The sequence below is a fragment of the Agrobacterium sp. GW821-FHT02D03 genome (assembly GCF_059421725.1).
Map to the genome: position 1 here is coordinate 18,002 of NZ_JBWKVN010000003.1, position 15,585 is coordinate 33,586.

A 15,585-nucleotide genomic window follows, 5' to 3' on the forward strand; every position below is an offset into this window, starting at 1 on the left:
CCGATCCTAGTGCGACTGCCGGACGATTTCGCCGATCGAATTGACGCGCTTGTTGGAAAGAACAGGCGTGCAGAGTTTATCCGGATGGCCGTCGAGCACGAGCTGAAGCTGCACGAGGGCCAACATGCCGCCGAACCGTCGAACGCGCCGCCTGAGCGGCAGCGCTAGTTCACGCGCTGCTTCCCCGAACGGTCCCTATGAGGCCTTGAACTCTAGGCTATTGTAGGCAATCCCTTTGCGACCAATCCTGCGATGCTCCGCACGCCGCGATCGGCGGCCAGATACCCCAAGCCTCGGTGCAGGTGTAAACGAAACTGCTCATGCAGAGTTGAGTCATCGGTGCCCAGACCATCTTGCCGGCACCGCTCCTTGAGCAAAGCGAGATAAAGCTCGTGATGGTGTCCCCCGAACACCCGCCACGTCAATTCGACTGCGGCTTCGCCCTTGAACAAGCGTAGCGGAGGACTTGTTTTTTCGGCAAGCGATGTGCAGAAAGCCCATCGGCAAAGGACATTCCAGGTTTCGATACGCGTGTGTCGCTTCAGACGTATCAGTTGTTCACGTCCGCGTTCATCGATGCGGATTGTTTCGATTGCCATCAGGCGACCTCCCGATCATGGACAAGCAGCGGGTTGAGATTGTAACCCTCGTCGACTCGGCTGCAGCGGTTTGCGGCGTCGAAGGAAATCGTCATCGACCGAGCAAGGTGAGGCTCGATCAGCGCAAGATATTGGCCAGAGATTTCCTCATCGGTGGAAAGCAGGATCACCTGCTTGCTGGCCTGGGGAAAGTATCGGTTGACAAGATGAGTTCGATGGACGGAGTCAAGGCGGCCCATCGGCGTGTCGATCACGGTCGGCGCCTCCTGCCCTGACGCCCGGGCGAGCGACCACAACAAGGCGATCGCAAACAACTGACGTTCACCGGCTGATAGTTGTTCCAGGCCGATGGTTTGCAGATTGCCGTCGTTCAACGAAATTGCAAAGGTCGCAGGATCAATCTCGACACTGCCGATGAGCGCCTCCTTTCTAAGCAATTGCCGCATGCAGCGCAGAACGTGACGTTCTATTTCGCCGATATGGCGCCTGACAATCCTTCGGCGAAAATGCGTCAAGGTCTCGCGTACGCGCGACGAATGATTCAGGAGCCGTTGCGTGTCCTCTTCCTGGAGTTGGGCCTGTACCATGACCTCAAGTTTGGTTTGGTAAAGCGTGCGGGCCTTATTCAACGCGTTTTCAGCATGTTGCAGAGCGGCTGTTGCGTCGGAAACCTCATCGTTTGCCGCGCTGAGAGCGGCAGTCTCCGCTTCAACGGCGGCAAGCAGTGGCGCAATGATTTCCGGAGCCGGTACGGCCGCGAGTTGGCGCTGAATATCGTCGCGCTCCGCAATTAGTGCCTGAACATCGGCGACCAATCTCTCGCCTTCGACCCGGCAATTATTGAGCGTTTCACCAGAAAGCGCACGCAGCTCTTGCCTTGCACCGCTTGTCAAACCGAGATAGCGGTCCGACGCCGCATTTTCCTGGCGTTTGTTACGATCGTTTTCCCAGAACGCAGCAAGAATGCCAACGACATTTTCCGGAACTCCGCTCGAGCGCATGATCTGCAGGGATGACGAATCTCTCTCCTCGAGCACGCCTGCAACGGACCGCGCCTCATCGCTTTTCTCTTCGACTTTGGCCTGTGTTGCCACCTTCCTTAAGAGGTCTTCGACCAAAAGAAGCGGCGCAATCTCTCCGGCCCAGTTGCGCAAACTGCGTTCGGCCAGTTCCAGGGCCCTGTTGACATCGTTTTCGCGACGACCGAACTCGTGACGGGCTGCGAATATGTCCCCGCCCTGTGCCTTGAGCGCACGCTGTGCGCGGTCCACAAGCTCGATGCGCCGATCGCGCTGCGCTACAGCTCCAGCCAATGTTGTACGACCAACCTGAACCGCGGCTTCCGAGACCTCGGTCGCAGAGACGATTTGCTGGAGTTCTCCCTTGACCTCATCGCCGCTGATCTCGGCGGCTTTGCGCCGGGCGAAGACATCGAGGTCCGTTTCGAGGCGATCGACGATGTCCAACCCCAAAAGCGCCGAAATCGCTGTTCCTATGATTTCCGACGAACGTTCGACTTCTGCAAATTGCTCGATCTTCTCGCCATCGAAAAAGAACAGGGGCGCAATTCGTGGGGGTAGCATTTCCTCGACATATTCAGCCCAGTGTGTCGTCAGAACCCGGTCGCTTACGCCGTCAACGATGACGTCGAAGGATTCCTTCACACTGTTGCGGTGCACCGTCCACGACCGGGTTATCTCAAACGATTGGGGGCGCCCCTCGACCGTCCTGCGAAAGCGGACTTGGACCATCGTTGGCACGTGGATGTCGCCGCCCCGATGCACCAAGCGTTTCAGATGATCCTCGTAGCTGCCGGACCTGCGTTGCAAGGTGGGGCTCAGTTTCCCAAAAAAGGCGAGCTGCAGCCCTTCTAGAAACGTCGTCTTGCCGCCGCCATTCTGAGCTCCGATCAAAATCACGGGCCTTCCTTCGGCGGGTGTAAGTCGAAACGTCTGCGCGCCGCGATAAACGCCGAAATTTGCCAGTGTCAATTCGTCTAAAATCACTTCTCTCGACCTCCCCCGCTCGCCTGTAGCGCATTTGACAGAGCCTCGGCCGCATCATGAAAATCGGCTGTTTCCGAGCCAACACCTTCCAAAAGCCCAGATAGGGTTCGCCGCCGAACAGCGCGCATCGTCGCATCGTCGGCGTCTTCGTAAAAGCCGCGCCGAAATGCCTCTTCAAGGCGTTCAAACAGCCTTGCGCGCCGCGATGACGTGCGAAAGCCGCGTTCGACTTCGAGCAATTCTCTCACCAGTTCGAAATGGACCTGATCGCCATCGGCAATATCTTTCAAGATGGCCATCTCGGCGCTTCCAAAAGGCTGACGGTCATCGATCGACCTTCTCTCGAAGGACTGGGTTGTCACCTCTTCATAAATCGCCGGCAGGCTGTCCTCGATTTCATATTTGTCGACGATCCAGATGCGGCGAATTTCCTGCAACTCGTCTTGTGTGATGAGCTGCAGCCCCCTGACGGTATCCGGCGCCTTCGGGTGGTTTCGAACGGCCTCCTGGGCTTCGAGCAGCCGCCGCAACCAGTGCTCGCGGGCGGCCTGTGTGTAAGGCCCGGGGATTGGCTTGTCCTCGCGATTGTAGAGTTGGACCGAACCGCTCATCCGGCGGAAGTCACGTCTTCCGTGGTCGGGCTCGTCCAATTCGTTGCGAAGGGCAAGAAGTGGCGCCATCCATTCCTTCTGCTCGTCATTTTGAACCATAGCCGACATCGACTTGTCCTTTTCGACAAGCGTACAGACCCAGCACCCAAACCTGCTGTCGCCACAGCTCGGTGTCGAGGTGTCGAGAACGATCGGGCATTCTGCGTCCGGGGATGCGCCCTGATAGAGGTTCAATAGCGCCTTGTTGTCGTAACCCCAGGGGTTCTTCACCTGCATCAGAAACAGCCAGACGTCGTCGTTCGACCAGTCGGCGATCGGGCTATAAATGAACGCGTTTGCCAGTGAACTGTGCGTGCTCAGATATTCCCGCCGACTGCCCTCGTCATTGGCATTCATGCGCGCGGCGCGGACACTGCTTTCGGCGCGCCTGGTTCCCAACACGACGATCGCCTCGCCATTCTGCTTGATGACATCGGCGATAAAGGCATCCGCCGGACGGATCTTCATTCTCTCGGTGCACCATCGAAACTTAGGCCTGGGTGCCGGATATCCCCTGCCGATCAGGTTTACCCAGAACGTGTTGTTGATGTCGGGAACCAGCTTGCAGGGTATGATCGGCAGCCTGGCTTTCGCCGCTGCCTCACCCATGACGCGGTGTGATTCGTCCACCCACGCGGCGACCACCGGGTTTTCCACAAGCGTATCGGTCGAGATCACGTAGACGGTCTTCATGGGCGTTTTGGCGGGCAATTGGCTCAATGCCAGCCACACCAGTTGAAGGACCGCAGTGGAGTCCTTCCCGCCGCTATAGCCGACCACCCACGGTATTTCGTCAGACAGATAAACCTTCTGGATCTTTGCAATCAGGGTGGCGATGCTCGGGCGCAGCCCGTTCGGCGAGAATGCGCTTCTCGCCCGCGCTGATTCAGTTGCCATGAAGCTCTCCCTTCACAAAAGCCTGTTCCAGGCCGAGTTCGTCCGCAGACAGTTCCACGCCCGACCGGTGTTTCATGTAATTGGTTGTCAAGATCACGCTTTGCGTCGTTTTAGAGAGCCGGCCACGGATGACGGCTCGCCCCTCCCAATCAGGATTGTTTCGTGACCAGTCCACGGCCGAGAGCGCCTTCAGGCGTTCAGCCCAGTCCTTCGGACCTGTGTGATGGATTGACGCGCCGAGGCGGCCGAATGCGTGCAGGACAACACCGTGCGAATGAATCAGGTCCTGCCTGACCTCCCCGGCTGCAATCTTGCCGCGCCGAACCTGCTCCCATTCCGGTAGCCGCATAGCAAGACCTTCCCAGAACCCGCAGATCTCGCTCAGCTCCTCGTCGAGATCGCTGAGTTCGCGTCCGGCAAAGAAAGCCTGGGTTGCCTGGTAGATCGCGCTGAACGTAAACAGCCGCCGGGAGCGTGCCGAAAGGGTGCTTCTTTCCATTTCGACCAGATCACGGAAGGGCCGCGCTTCCTTGACTAGGCGACGGCAGAGTTCGGCCATGCGATCCCTGTGATCGTAGAGCGCTGAGATTGAGGTCGAAGGTCTGATCGCATACCGATTGAGATCGGCAAACATTTGCTGTGAACGGGCAAGGCCGATGTCATGGAAAAAAACCACCGCAATCGTCTCATCACCAAGACGGGGAGTCGACCGCAGTGCGGCCTCGATTGCAGCGCGACGGTGCTGTCCGTCATTGATGATGAAGCGTCCGCTCATCGGCACATGCAGCAGGCCAAGACCGGCATTCTTGTCGGAGGCTGGTTCGAAATGAATGTTCGCATCGATTGAGGCCGTCAGCGCGGAAAAGACGTAACTTGTTGGTTGTTCGGTCAAATACCGTGACATCTCGGGCACTCGGGCCTTGTTCAATGTCCTTTGTGCCCGGAGTTCGGGGGTGAGCTCCTCCTCGTCGAACAGAAAGATTTTCGGAATGAGCTTCAGTGGGCACATCGACACAAAATACTCGCGGCCCGCTTGAATGCCCCGAATGGCTGGGAAAATATACTGGAAGGCCTGATTCATATTTACATATCCACGGCTGGTGTGCACTACATACAAACTTGGCGTGTGTTTGTCATTCAAAATAACAAACATGCACATCAATCTTTGCATACGGGGCACCTGGGAATGACCGTCTATCTCGACAACAACTCCACGACGCCGCTTGATCCCGAGGTGCAGGCCACCCTTTTTCAGGCGTTCGAGGCGGAATATGGCAACGCCGGAAGTCGGACGCATGCTGCCGGTCTTAGCGCAAAGAAAGCCGTCGAGCGCGCGCGCCAGAGCATCGCACTTGCAGTTGGCGCCCAGGCAGCAGACGTGACATTTACCTCAGGCGCCACAGAAGCATCCAATCTGGCAATACTTGGCCTTTCGTCTGCCGGGATCGCCAGCGGGCACAAGCACATCGTCACCACCACTATCGAACATAAGGCGGTCCTTGAGCCCGTTGACCACCTTAAAAGCCTTGGTTTCGAGGTGACCTATGTCCCGGTCGGTCCCTCCGGGCGGGTGGATGCGGATGCCGTGCTCGCCGCCACAAGGCCCGACACACACCTCGTTTCAGTCATGCACGCGAACAATGAGACCGGGGTGCTCCAGCCCATTGGCGAGATTGCCGAGCGGCTCGAAGGTGAAGCGTACCTTCACGTTGATGCCGCCCAGACCTTCGGAAAGGTTTTCGACGATCTGTGCCATCCACGGATCGATCTGATCTCGGCCACAGCGCACAAGATCTATGGACCAAAGGGCGTCGGGGCCTTGATTGGCCGGCGCAGAGGCTTCTCCCCTCCTCCGCTTGCCCCGCTCATGTTCGGCGGCGGGCAGGAGCGCGGTCTCAGGCCCGGAACCTTGCCGGTTCCGCTTATCATCGGGTTTGGCGTTGCCATAGATATCGCGCGACGCGACGTCGACAAGCGCGCCGCGCTCTGCCTCGCCCGCAAGGAACAGGCAATCTCAGCCCTGGCCCAGCTCGACTATCGGATCGTCGGTGATCGCCAGCACACGCTTCCGCACGTCCTGTCGATCTCATTCCCGGGGGTCGATTCTGAGGCGCTGATGTTGGCGACACGGCAATTGGCCGCCGTATCCAATGGCTCGGCATGTACGTCCACGAGCTACAAGCCAAGCCACGTCCTTGAAGCCATGGGGCTTGGCCGCGATGAGATCGAGGGCGCCGTCCGCCTGTCCTGGAGCCACATGACAGGCGAAATCCCCTGGGCCGAATTCATGGAGGTGGTTGCGGGGCTCGGCGATCGCTAGGCGAGGCGGTCCTTCCGCGGCCTATCATACGGGCCGACTGGCCTGCTGTGCCGCCGGATGCGCCAATCTTGCTGTCATCGCATGAAATTGCTACGCTATTGGGAATTGCAGTTTGTGATTGTGGAGAAGCAATGTAGCATATGCGCGAATCAGGAGGCCGAATGGCATTGAGGGCAGGTCTTCCTCAGACCATTGAAATGTCGGACGGGTCTCTCTGGAAACTTACAGGCCGAAGGATTTGGGATCGATCGACGAATTGACGGGGCAAGATCCGGGTTCTTCCTCCATTTTGGAACTGGTGCTTGGTTCCTATACCAGCGTTCGATTGCGCAATTCGATAATCGATGCAGCTTCGGGCGGGCGACTTCCTTTCGAGACGATTGCGGATTATTTAGCGGCGGGAGATCTCGGCCCAGACGTGATGCGTCGGGCCGTCAAAAACCTCGGCCGGAAATCAGCGGCCGAGCTTCACAAACTGGTTTACGATAATAGCGCTGGCTTGCTTTCCCTGGGCGAAGAGCTTCGAACGAAGATCTATTGCGAAGCCGACAAGATCGCGACGGACGAGGTCGTCGTCGTCGGGCTATTGCCCGTTCGATTGGCAAGAGCCGTCGAAGTTTTGGGCTTTGCGAAGGATACGCTACGCGTCAATCTGGAACATCTCGATGAGCGATGTTCGCTTCTGGCTGGTCAGCAAAATGTCGGCAACGATTCTACACTTGCCTGGCGCGTTTCGCTCAGGAAGGCATGTGTCGAGTGGCTGACCCAGATGGGGTTGCCAGAAGGGCTGGCCAGCGCGGCGGCCCGCTTTCTGCTCCTTGGCGAAATTCCGACCTCCCGAGAATTGGATGCGCTCGCGCGGTCCCAATTCGCAGACGGCGCCGCCGGGCCGCTTTTGGCATCAACAATCCCGCAGACGGCCTTCGCCTCTGTGGAGGCACTGATCGACGAAGCCTTATCGTTTGTCAGGCCGCGCGAGCGTGAGGTCCTGGAAAACAGATTCGGGCTCGGATGCGCCAAGCAGACCCTCGAAGAGGTCGGGCAGCGGTACAAGGTCACCCGGGAACGTATACGCCAGATCGAGGCAAAAGCGATCCGGCGGATGCGGGCGAAATATCGCGTTTCGGCCGAACGGACTGCGATCGCCAACGCCGGTAAGCTGTGGCAGATGATTGCAGTCGGCGGCACCCTCACACCGGCAGATCTGGACGGCCGCAGCAAACAGCTGACTCCGGCTTGGTCGCTCCTTCTGCAGGTTGCCGGTCTTTCGCTCTATGAATGCGTCGCCTACTTCGCGACGCCGTTTCGCGGCGGTTGGCTGGGTCCAGACTTACAGATTGCTGACATAGAGGCCGCGGAGGCGCAACTTGCGATTTTTATGGCGGACCGGCTCCTTCCGGCCTCCAATACGGCGATGGACGAGGGCAGAATTGGACCGATTGTATTGCGATTTTCCGGTCGATACGAATATGGCGGCTACCTTCTTGCCAACCGCCCCGGACCGCGAATGCGTCGTGCCTTGAGGGCTCACGCGCTGCTTGCGCAACACGGACAGGCGATGGATATCGTCGTTTTGGTCCAGCGCATGCGGAGCCGTTTTGCTGACGACGCGTGTTCATCCCGGGATCTCGAAATCGTCATGAACAGCAATCCGCACCTGTTTCTGGAAATACGGGACGGGATCTGGTCGAGCATTGGCACGGCCTCAACGACATTGCTCGATCAAGACGTGAGTGCGGGGCTCCTCGAGGCCGATACCGATGGCGACGAAACCTCGGGCGATCTGCGTCACACGAACGCAGATGCCATCGAAGCGGCCCTTCGTCATGCCGGCCCCCTTAAGCTGTCGGAGATCCTGTTGCGGGCGGACGACATGCTCCCGCCGGGCAGGTCGGCCAACAGCATCGCGCCCACGTTGATTACAAACAAGGAACGGTTCGAACGCCCACTGCCGGGCCTGTACGCTCTTGCAGGACAAATACCGTCCGGGCGTGTACTTGCGACCAATCCGCCGAACTATCTTCTCGACCCAGAACAAATTCGCGCTTACGCGATGGCCCGCCATGCTGGCGAGCCGTGGGGCGCCTTCTCGCTCTGGTGCCCTGAAATGGAATGTGGCTGGGCATTATGGGCAAGCCGCCATGCCGAACCGCCTCTTGTGGATGCGCTCCTTTCGGTTGCTGTCATCGACGCCTGGCCACTCGAGCACAGTGAGATTGCACGTTGGCAGCAACTGGCTGGACAGCGAGCCCGATTCGGTCTCGCATCAGATGCGCGCGAAGATTCCTTCGTATTGCCCGACATAAATGCGGTCTTGAGCGCTTGTATCGTCTTGCGCGAGCGTGGTCTGCTCGGGTGGATCGGGGCAAACCGGATCCTACTGCGCCGCCTGACGGACCACACCTCGGTCGGGTTGCTCGCTATCCTGGTCGGTCTCGGGATTCTCACTCCCCAACAGCACTGGCAAGACCGCCATCAGGTCGGGCCCAATCTGCATCATTGGTTGGAGCAACTTGAAAGCGAGAGACATCGCCATGGGTTGCTTCAGTGGCAAAGTGCGCTGGGTCAAAAGATGCAGCAAGCTGTCAGGCAGCTCTCTCACCCGCTCGGCTGGGTCACAAGCGGCATCATCGAGAAGCTGTTCGATGGCGACGCCTTGATCGTCGCAGCACGGCTACCAACCGTTATGGATTTCATCGAAGATGAGCGGAAGAAGGGCGACGATGCGGGATTTGAGAGATTGTTGGAAAATTTGCGCTTTGAAATGACGACGTGATGCCAAATTCGGTGCCCATGATGCATGAGATCAAATCACATTACCGTAGCGGTCGCGATTCTTTGGCGGGCGACTTCTTCGTGCCTTGTCTGGCGCAGGCAAGGCGTTACCGCCGCGCGTCGGGGTATTTCTCAAGCTACGCTCTTCTGACCTGGCTAGAAGCGCTGCCACGGGCACTCGATGAGGACGGTTTCAGGATACAGCTTATCGCTTCGCCTGAACTAAGCCCGGAAGATGTCGCAACATTCAAGGAACTGTCGGACGAGCCGCGCCGCGCCGCCTACCGGCAGATGCTTGCCGATCGCGTTCTGGAGCAGATTGCAGCCCTCCATGAACAGCCGAACGATCAAAAGGCCCGTGCGGCGCTTTTCGCCTGGCTGATTGCAAACGATCGGCTGGAAATCCGGTTTGCATTTGCGACCCATTATGACGACGCCGGCATGTTCCATGAGAAGATCGGCATTTTCGACCTTGAGAATGGCGAGCAGATCGCCTTCACGGGATCTGCCAACGAGACGCTTGGCGGACACCACAGAAATTACGAGTCGATCGACGTCTATCGCAGTTGGCACGCCTCCGAACGCGATCGCATCGATACGAAAATCCAGCAGTTCGACGAAGCATGGCTCGGCAAGGCGGTTGGACTGGAAGTGGTCGTACCCTCTCCCGGTATCGTGGCGCGGCTGAGGGCCAAGGCACCCGAACAAATCCCTAAAAAGCCCGGTACGGGCGGCCGCACGCCGTCCGAAGACCCCAAATGGCGCCATCAGTCGGAAGCCGCCGAAGCGTTCTTGGCGGCGCGGGCCGGCGTGCTTGAGATGGCGACCGGCACGGGCAAGACCCGAACCGCTATCAAAGTCCTGTCGAAACTGATCGATGATGGGACGATCACAAGCGCGATTGTGACCACGGATGGTACGGATCTTCTGTCTCAATGGAGTAGCGAACTCGACGCCTGGAACCTTGCGACGGGCAAAGGCTGGCTGATCTATCGGCACTTCGGTGATCATCGTGAACTGGCCGAATATGCTCTGGATCCGGTCAGGTCCCTGCTCGTCATTTCGCGCGAGCAGTTGCATAAGGTGTTACTGCATCTCGATCCGGCACGCCGCAAGAGCAGCATTATCATCCATGACGAGGTTCACGGCCTGGCGGTTCCGAGCAATGTCGTCAAATTGGCCGGGGAACATCTGGCTTTCGGTTGGCGGCTCGGGTTGAGCGCCACCCCGGATCGCGCCTATGATGCTGCGGGCAATGCCTTTTTGGCTGTCGAGATCGGTCCCACCCTTTATCGCTTTCCGCTTGAGTCCGCTATCGAACGCGGGGTGTTGAGCCCATTCGACTATGTCCCCCTCACCTATCATCTGACGGCCGGCGACCGGGCGCGCCTCAAGGAAGTCTATGCGAAACAGGCCGCACGCCAGCGCGATGGAAATCCGATGTCGAAGGAGGAGGTCTGGACCGAACTCTCGAAAGTCTACAAGACCGCAGAGCAGAAGCCTTCCGTCTTCAAAGCGTTTCTCGATGGCGATCCGAGCGCCGTGAAGAGTTCCATCATCTTCGTCGAGACCAAAGAATACGGGAATGCGCTGCTTGAGATGATCCATCGGCATACCCACCGCTACCGGACCTATTATGCAGAAGACGACCGCGAACACCTTGTGCAGTTTGCGCGCGGTGAGATCGACTGTCTGATCACCTGCCATCGCATCTCGCAGGGGATCGACATCAAGTCATTGAAAAATGTCATTCTCTTCGCCTCGGCCCGAGCCAAGCTCGAGACCATCCAGCGCATCGGTCGATGCTTGCGGTCGGACCCTGTCAATCCAGACAAAATTGCCCGCGTCATTGATTTCGTCCGGCCCGCCGGAGAGGAGGATGCGTTCCCCAATGCGGATCAGGAGCGCGCTGCCTGGCTGACTGAACTATCGCTTGTAAGAAGGAAAGCAGATGCTTGACGAAGCCCTCGTTTCCGCGATCAACGACGTCGCAGCCGAGATGGGACAACCGACCTCGGTTGCCCAACGGCTAATTGCCTGGCTCAGCCAGCTGAGCGACGGAGAGCCGACTCGTGAAGAAGAACTGCAGTTTCTCGACAATGTTCGCAAGGCTCTGGTCATGGGAGAAAGCAATCATGCGGATTGAACTGGCCGGTTGGAGTTCGAAAGGCCTGCGGTGTCCGGATGTCGAGGTGAACTTGCGTTCGGCATCGGGCGTGATCCCCAAGGTTTCCCTCATCCAGATGCCGAATGGCACCGGCAAAACCACCACCTTGAGATTGCTGAACGCAACCTTGAGCGGGTCTGCCGAAAAATGGACCGTCGAGGCAGTACGCGAATTGCGCCGGCCGGACGAGGATGTCGATAGGGGCGTATTTCAGGTTACCTTGCTTATTGATGGAAAGGCGCTCACCATCGAGCTGACACTCGACTTTTCGCTCGGGCAGGCGCGTTACACGACGTCCAATCCGGGCAGTGGCGGCATCGTTCATCGATGGCATGTGCCCCCGGCCGTCCATAAATTCATGGCGCCCGAATTTCTCAAACTCTTCATTTTCGACGGTGAGTTTGCCGACAGGCTGCTCAACTCCGACCTGGTTGAGGCTGATCGCGCCGTCGATGCGCTTTGTCAGCTCTACCTCCTCGAGCACGCCGCTACACGCACCAAGGACGACTGGGAAACTAAGGCGAAGGCGGCGACAGGCAAATCGGCAAGCATTCTCAACAGATGGCGTGACCAGGAAAGCCAGCTGAAGGAGCGTCAAAAACACCTCGTCGGAGCTCGGGAAGCGGCCGGCCTCAAAAGTAAGGCACTTCAGGGCGAGATCGTCGACCTGCAGCGAAAAATCGACGAGCGGATGAGTAATGTCGAAGCGACGCGCGCCAGACATGAACATGCGGTCCTGGAGCTCAACGCCGCGAAGGCTTCGGTAGCAAGCTCTTCGGTCAACCTCATGTCGGCGATGCGGCTTCCCTATGCCCTCCATCCGAAACTTGCGTCCCAGCTGACGGACCTTCGCGATAACCTGGACCGCCTGCGCCTGCCGGAAAATACCTCGGCACAGTTCTTCGACGAATTGTTGCAGGAACCGTTTTGCATTTGCGGCAATCCTATGGACGAACACGCCGCAAACAAAATTAGGTCTGAAGCCAAGCGCTATCTGGATGCAGATGATGTCGGCGTCATCAATGCGCTGAAGAAAGATGTCGAGGATTTCTCGCGCAGTACCGAAGATGATGCCGGTTTCACGCGGGTGACCAGGCTCAGCAATCAGTTGGCCAGCGATGCCCGCCGGGAAAAGACCGCGGACGGTCTGGTGCGGGCACTCCGCCAGCAGCTGATCGACAATGGTGATGATCAGCTTGGACTTTGGCAAAAGCAGCTTGAAAAACACGAGGCGGAACTCGCCGAGTTGCAATCGTTCATTCGCAACATCGACGGACCCGGCGATCCTGACGAACCTGACGGCCAGGTGAAGTCGCTGAGCGAGATCAAGAAGAGGATAAAAGACATCGAGGGAAAGATTGCTGAAGCAACTGCCACGGTGCTTCTTCGCAATCAGACCGATCTTATCGTCCAATTGCTCGATAGTGCCGCGAAACGAGCACGCGCCACGATTAAGTCGGAGATCGTTGACGTCTGCAATAGCCGACTGGCAAAGGTCCTAGAAAACGACCCTCTCACCATCCGCAAGATCGACAGATCACTCAGATTATTCTCGCAGGAGAGCGCCAGCGTCGGGCAGAACCTGTCTGTCGGATACACCTTCCTGATGAGTGTGCTGCGCCGCGGAAACAATGACTTTCCACTGGTCGTCGACAGCCCGGCCAACCCAATCGACCACGGCGTAAGACGGAGGATCGGCAAACTCATTCCCGAGCTTTGCAGCCAATTCGTCGGATTTACGATCAATACCGAGCGACCGGGCTTTGTCGAAGCGCTCGAGCAACATGTGTCCGATATTAAATTCCTGACCCATTTCAGGATAACGCCGGGTACGGAAAGGTTCATGCGCAGCCTTCCCGCCGGCAAATTTCAACAAACCAGTAATGCTGTCTTGGTCGAGGACAGGGATTATTTCTATTCCTTCGACCTCACAGATTCGGGGGAAGTCGATGCCATTTAGACTGCGCAGCGACGCCATTAAATGGTTCGCGGATATCGATCATGTAGAGCCCTTCAAAACCGACTTCGATTTTTATTATTTGTGCTTGATGGCTGGCCTGGCCGGCGGGCGTCGCACGGATCCGGCAAGCATCGGCGTGCAGGCGAATGTCTTCGTGAATGAATTCATTCAGGACTATAAGCCGGCCCAACGCCTGATCACAGGACTGCTGGTAACGGCCGAATTGAAACGGGAGGGGATCGATCTTTCCGAGAAATCCGCTGTGCGCGACACGTTCAAGAAGCTTGTCGCGGCCGATACGCCGACCGGCATGACCGACGAGGGGATGAAACGCCTCAATGCCTATGCGAGCGGGGGTTATGAGATTCTGTCCGAATCCCGGGAGACCCGGCCAACCTCATCACAGGAATTCCTTCGTCATTATATCAAGACGATGGGTGATCTGCTGGCCTGAACGATGCCTATGAATGAGGACGCAGCAGTACTCGGATGCGTCAATCCTCGGACGAGATCACATTCCGGCAGATGATCAACGATGCAGCATGAGAAATTCGATGGGTCAGGTAATCCCTCTAGCCTAAAGGGGCAGAACATTCCCTACGTCGCGCGTCTGGCCGCAATCTGTGATGTCTATGATGCGCTGACGACGATCCGGCCCTACAAACGCGCCTGGTCTCAGGCTGAGGCAATCAACCTAATGATGACGTCGCCCGGGCACTTTGATGAGGAACTCCTGGCGTCGTTCGTCTCGAAGATGGTGATCAGCGGCACGCTGCACTGATCGGCTAACGTCTGTTCAAGCAGGATACGACGCCATGAAAAATCCCACCGTGCCCGGATCGCTGACCGATGCTCTGGCTTTGGCGATATTGACCGAGCTTCCCCGGTTTGGAACCAACAATGCCGTGACAATATTGGACGTTATCGCGGCTTGGACGGGGCGCGGATATGCTGGCAAGCGCATCCAGGATGCCTTGGAGCAGCTGTGGGATCTCCAGCTTATCTGCACCGATGATGACGAGACGCCGCCTATATCCCCGTTGCAGCGTCTTGTTCTCGAGCCCGGGCGGCGACGCGTTCGTCGGCCACAGAACCCAGCAGATTTCCACGATTCCGGAACGGCTCATTGAAGGGCGTCAGCGGCAGAGCGATAGGAGAGAGCTTGGTCATCTGCGCTCAGGTCATCGAGCTCGAACGCCCCATAGGAATGTGCGACACGAAAACCGATAGCGTAAAGAGAGCTCGGATAGGCGCCGTGACGCCACTGTACTCGCGCCAAGTCGCTGAACCTGTTGAACGCGCCGCCCTTTGCGATGCGATAGTTCCCTAACTTTCTATAAAGATCGTCTTCTACCACTCTAGCGCCCGGATAAGGCGTATAATCGGTGGCTACGAACTCCTCCACGTTGCCAATGAGATCGGAAACACCCCATCTGTTAGTGCTTTCCCAAAATATGCCCACAGGAGTGGTTGATTGGAGCAGCATCTCATTCGTGTTGCATTGAAAAGGGGCGAAGTCGTCACCCCATGCGTATTGCCACCCAAAGCCGTTCCCGCCGGCATATTCCCATTCACTCTCCGTGGGAAGTCGAACATCCAATCCGGTTCTACGGCTTAGCCATTCGCAATAGAGATCGATGTCGACTAGGTTGACTGTGTAGACTGGGTGGTGCGCTAAATGGGCTGGATATGCGGCTGCGCCGCCAGCAAGGGTAATCGCGCCTACCAATCCGGCTGCACTCCTGGCAAGGTCGGGTCGTACCGAGAGCGCGCCGGCGTTGGCGCTTGGCATTGTCAGGCCATTGCCGACGCCGACAAGAATACAAGGGCCAAGCAACGCGACCACATTCCCAACATCAGCAAAAAGCAGGATCAGACAAATCGTAGGACCGCTGCAAGCAACAATTCGCCCTGCGATCATCATGGTCGTTAGAGGATAACGGCCGGCATATCGTCCAGACAGGAAGCTTCCAAAGACAAAGCCGGCTGTAATGCTGCCGATGAAAAGACCAAGCGCGGCCGGCGACACGGCGAATGTAGCAGCGACAAGAGGAGCGCCGACGAGAAATGAAGCGATCTGACGTAAATAATGATGGCACCAGGAAGCAGAAACGCCAAGCCAACCGCAAATTTCTGGAGGTCATCGATAGAAATATCTGGTACTCGGCTTTCCTTAATTCTTACCGGAGAATATTATCCTAAGCTACGGTA

12 protein-coding genes and 1 pseudogene are annotated in these 15,585 nt (G+C 57.6%); 8 read left to right on the forward strand and 5 right to left on the reverse strand.

From position 1 onward, the window contains the following. Positions 1 to 212: 212 nt before the first annotated feature. The 4 genes from dndE to dndB are packed head-to-tail and all read right to left on the reverse strand — an operon-like array spanning position 213 to position 5,233. Entirely contained in the window at positions 213 to 599 is a 387-nt protein-coding gene (gene dndE / locus AC07U5_RS21750; RefSeq protein WP_494724308.1) for a DNA sulfur modification protein DndE, read from the reverse strand. Continuing rightward, a complete protein-coding gene (dndD, locus tag AC07U5_RS21755; RefSeq protein WP_494724309.1) occupies positions 599 to 2,605 on the reverse strand; it encodes a DNA sulfur modification protein DndD in 2,007 nt (668 codons plus the stop codon). The genes dndE and dndD overlap by 1 nt, the downstream gene beginning before the upstream one ends. Beyond that, complete coding sequence (gene dndC, locus AC07U5_RS21760) at positions 2,602 to 4,152, reverse strand: DNA phosphorothioation system sulfurtransferase DndC (RefSeq protein ID WP_494724310.1); 1,551 nt, start codon at positions 4,150 to 4,152, stop codon at positions 2,602 to 2,604. The genes dndD and dndC overlap by 4 nt, the downstream gene beginning before the upstream one ends. Continuing rightward, positions 4,142 to 5,233 carry a DNA sulfur modification protein DndB gene (dndB, locus tag AC07U5_RS21765; RefSeq protein ID WP_494724311.1) on the reverse strand — a complete coding sequence of 364 codons (1,092 nt, stop codon included), beginning with the start codon at positions 5,231 to 5,233 and terminating at the stop codon, positions 4,142 to 4,144. The genes dndC and dndB overlap by 11 nt, the downstream gene beginning before the upstream one ends. 105 nt (positions 5,234 to 5,338) lie before the next feature. Between dndB and AC07U5_RS21770 the strand changes: the two genes are divergently transcribed. The 8 genes and pseudogenes from AC07U5_RS21770 to AC07U5_RS21805 all read left to right on the forward strand — a co-directional run bounded on the left by AC07U5_RS21770 (position 5,339) and on the right by AC07U5_RS21805 (position 14,504). Beyond that, positions 5,339 to 6,472 carry an aminotransferase class V-fold PLP-dependent enzyme gene (locus AC07U5_RS21770; RefSeq protein WP_494724312.1) on the forward strand — a complete coding sequence of 378 codons (1,134 nt, stop codon included), beginning with the start codon at positions 5,339 to 5,341 and terminating at the stop codon, positions 6,470 to 6,472. A gap of 238 nt (positions 6,473 to 6,710) precedes the next feature. Then, the gene (locus AC07U5_RS21775) at positions 6,711 to 9,248 is read left to right on the forward strand and encodes a sigma factor-like helix-turn-helix DNA-binding protein (RefSeq protein ID WP_494724313.1); all 2,538 of its coding nucleotides are present in this window, start codon (positions 6,711 to 6,713) and stop codon (positions 9,246 to 9,248) included. 20 nt (positions 9,249 to 9,268) lie between these two features. After that, positions 9,269 to 11,206 carry a DEAD/DEAH box helicase family protein gene (locus AC07U5_RS21780; protein WP_494724314.1) on the forward strand — a complete coding sequence of 646 codons (1,938 nt, stop codon included), beginning with the start codon at positions 9,269 to 9,271 and terminating at the stop codon, positions 11,204 to 11,206. After that, positions 11,199 to 11,393, forward strand: a complete 195-nt coding sequence (locus tag AC07U5_RS21785; protein ID WP_494724315.1) for a hypothetical protein — start codon at positions 11,199 to 11,201, stop codon at positions 11,391 to 11,393. Before AC07U5_RS21780 ends, AC07U5_RS21785 begins: the two co-directional genes overlap by 8 nt. Next, a complete protein-coding gene (locus tag AC07U5_RS21790) occupies positions 11,383 to 13,374 on the forward strand; it encodes a hypothetical protein (protein WP_494724316.1) in 1,992 nt (663 codons plus the stop codon). The genes AC07U5_RS21785 and AC07U5_RS21790 overlap by 11 nt, the downstream gene beginning before the upstream one ends. Beyond that, on the forward strand, positions 13,364 to 13,828 hold the full coding sequence (locus AC07U5_RS21795) for a hypothetical protein (RefSeq protein ID WP_494724317.1): 465 nt from the start codon (positions 13,364 to 13,366) through the stop codon (positions 13,826 to 13,828). Before AC07U5_RS21790 ends, AC07U5_RS21795 begins: the two co-directional genes overlap by 11 nt. An 87-nt stretch (positions 13,829 to 13,915) precedes the next feature. Then, positions 13,916 to 14,155 (forward strand): annotated as a pseudogene (locus AC07U5_RS21800) (HD-GYP domain-containing protein); the annotation flags it as partial. Positions 14,156 to 14,189: 34 nt separating this feature from the next. Then, complete coding sequence (locus tag AC07U5_RS21805; RefSeq protein ID WP_494724318.1) at positions 14,190 to 14,504, forward strand: hypothetical protein; 315 nt, start codon at positions 14,190 to 14,192, stop codon at positions 14,502 to 14,504. Here AC07U5_RS21805 and AC07U5_RS21810 read toward each other — a convergent pair. Continuing rightward, entirely contained in the window at positions 14,498 to 15,403 is a 906-nt protein-coding gene (locus AC07U5_RS21810) for a formylglycine-generating enzyme family protein (RefSeq protein WP_494724319.1), read from the reverse strand. The genes AC07U5_RS21805 and AC07U5_RS21810 overlap by 7 nt on opposite strands. Positions 15,404 to 15,585 lie beyond the last annotated feature (182 nt).